At 39.6% G+C, this 2,869-nt stretch carries 4 protein-coding genes; all 4 read right to left on the reverse strand.

Annotated features, from left to right (window positions below; genetic code table 11):
• Positions 1-143 precede the first annotated feature (143 nt).
• Positions 144-728, reverse strand: a complete 585-nt coding sequence (locus tag H5202_RS19900) for a TetR/AcrR family transcriptional regulator (protein ID WP_182773591.1) — start codon at positions 726-728, stop codon at positions 144-146.
• Positions 729-1,126: 398 nt separating this feature from the next.
• Positions 1,127-1,387, reverse strand: a complete 261-nt coding sequence (locus H5202_RS19905) for a hypothetical protein (protein ID WP_182773592.1) — start codon at positions 1,385-1,387, stop codon at positions 1,127-1,129.
• Positions 1,388-1,480: 93 nt separating this feature from the next.
• Positions 1,481-2,032, reverse strand: coding sequence for a BON domain-containing protein (locus tag H5202_RS19910; RefSeq protein ID WP_182773593.1), 552 nt, complete (start codon positions 2,030-2,032; stop codon positions 1,481-1,483).
• Between the two features lie 392 nt (positions 2,033-2,424).
• Positions 2,425-2,869, reverse strand: a 445-nt coding sequence (locus H5202_RS19915; protein ID WP_182773594.1) for a glutamyl-tRNA reductase, incomplete at its 5' end; no start/stop codon positions are given.

Consider the following 2,869-nt stretch of genomic DNA (forward strand, 5'->3'; position numbering starts at 1 on the left):
ACTAAACAAAAAACAACTAAACAAAAAACAACTAAACAATAATCTTTTAGCCAATTCAACCCACTCCAAACCCCGAAAAATCACCGAAATATAAATATTTTTATCGTAATACACAATCAAAATAATCGCTGCACTGCTTAGCGCTAGCGAGTCATCATTTGCATGCACTGCACTAAAGCACGTTTAGCTGCCATTTTATCGACTTTAATTTGGCAGCGTAGCATAGTTCCTTGCCAATTTGACCAAAAAACACTCGCTAACGTTGATGCCGGAATGTCAGTACGAATATGCCCTTGTTGTTGCCCTTGCTGAAAAAGTTCATTCAATAGGCTCAGCCATTGATCATAAAGCTTACCCAAGGTTTGATGCAGTAACGGCGACTGAGTACTGACTTCAACCATCAAGTTACCCATCAAACAACCGCGCGGTTCACTGCCACTAAACAGCTCATCAATCAGTTGATGATATCCATTTAGCACTGTTGATAAATTGGTTTTAAAATTTACGCTTGGATCGATAGCGATAGGCTGAATCCGTTGTTGGAAATAATATTCAGCAACAGCTGCGGCAAACGCTTCTTTACTGGCAAAGTAATGATAAAAGGAGCCTTTAGGAATACCCACTTCGTCCAGAATCAATTTAATACCTACAGCGCTATAACCGTGTAACGCAAAAAGCTTCTCACCTACGGCACATATTGACTGTCTACTCGCTGCATTTTTATTCATTTAGCCTCCTTTTTTAGTGATAGGATAAACAACAATAGACCAGTCGGCTAACTTTAGTTACTCATAATCAAAAACATACGCGTTTATCTGTAAATTGTCCTACAAAATTGCCCCATCAATACTCCACTTCGGAATCAACTCATCATCTATATACACTATTGTATACACAATCCAAATGGGAATTATTGAGAGCATTAACTGAGTCATAGACCTTGGAGCAAACCAAGCCAATCAATACAACGGCATTAAATACAGTTTCATCCACACAAGGTATTCAACCTAAATGCCATTAACATCAATCAGTTTTTTATACCGAAAAAACCTACACAATCCAGAACGAATAAGGCTGTCAATATGATGGATAAGCAGTTGCTTGTACCATCAGAAGTGAAACGAAATTAATCAGTATGGGTATTATTGGCTATCGACTGTTTCAATAACTGCATATTTTCATCACGCTCATCATGATAGCTATTGTCCATATGTTCATCTACCAGCTGTTCACAACGTTTTTGAGCTTCATATTGCTTGAGGGGGTCCACTTCTTTATCGGTTTGCGCTTGGCACAATACATTGCCACAGCCGGATAGCAGCAACACACTAGCCAAAACTAACCAAGACATGACATCTAACGGCGTTTTTCTCACATGCTTTGTCATAGAAAACAACATCCTTAAGTTAAGCACTACACATACCTCTTTTAGGCATAAAAAAACCAGCCCAAAGGCTGGTTTTGAGTATAACTGAATAGATTATCCTGTTACACGTAACTCATCGACTACATCTTTAACGTCATCGGTGTTTTTAGCGATGGTTAAGGCTAAATCACGTTCTGCATCGCTCGATACAGTGCCTTTTAATGTCACTACACCATGATCGACATCGACGTTAATATCGGTACCCGACACATCAGCAGAGAATAATAATCGGGTTTTCACTACGGTAGCGACTTTCGAGTCTGTGAGTGATTCACCTATATCCTTACTGTCTTGATCACTGTGCGGCTTCATCACCGAAAGCTCATTGTTAACGTCTTTTACGCCATCTAAGCTTTTAATTAATTCTCCAGCAAGTGACTTATCCACACTGCTATCAACTTTACCCGTTAGGGTTACGTTACCATCATGCACGTCGGTATTAATATCAAATGAATTCAGATTAGTATTTAACAAAATTGTGGTTTCAGCTTTACCATCGATCCACGCATCTTTTGCATTATCTTGCCAATCTTGTGCTGCATTTGCACCAAATGCTATTGAACCTAACACAATGCTCATTACTACTGATAATGTGGTCTTTTTCATAAAGTTTTCCTCCGTTGTTAATCTCAAGGATTATAATGCGTGAACCATGCCAGACTTTATAAGCCACTGTTAATAAACAACTAATTTTGTTTTACGCTTATTTTGATAGCCTTGATGAATAACCATATCGGACTTTTTTACCGACACGAGGTAAATTTTTCATCGTCGTAATAAGGATTAATGGCTCTCAATTGCATTCGTGGTGTAAACCCGGTCTAGGATCAAATCCGCTTTCCAGAGAATGAGTCGATGACTAATGCAGTAGGCAAAAAAAGCGAGTATGTGGTTAGTCAGATAAAACGCCCGTCACCCAACAATTAACATCACTTAACACACAATAAAAAGCACGTGATAATATTAATTATCACGTGCTTTTTATTTTCAAATAATGGCTAGGCATGAACAACTGAGAGTTTATTCATGTTGTCACAGCTCATTTGTAGCCAAGCAATACCCTCGGCAAGCTGGCTAGCTACACGCTGGTTTTTAGCTTTTCTTGCTGCTTGCTTTAAATCAACCAAGACTTGTTGCTCGGTTTCAACCAATACCGCTATAACTTGTGGCAACGGTTTATCCTGTATAACCTGCTCGGCTTTAGCATAGTGCCGACGCGAAGATTGTTGATGATAAGTGCGACTGTCTATTGGCCTTGCTTGGCTTGACCGCACTAAGCTAAACAATGGCGTTAGGTGCTCTAGCATGCATTTTCTAATCTTGGCCATGTGGATAAAAGTCCGCTTGATATTGTAATCGTCGGCCCCTAACGTAGCTTGGGCATAAAATTGCTGGCCCTCTTGGCATAAATCAATCGCCTCATGCAATAGCCATACATCGGAC

The organism is Shewanella sp. SG41-4, from assembly GCF_014164505.1.
Taxonomy (GTDB): domain Bacteria; phylum Pseudomonadota; class Gammaproteobacteria; order Enterobacterales; family Shewanellaceae; genus Shewanella.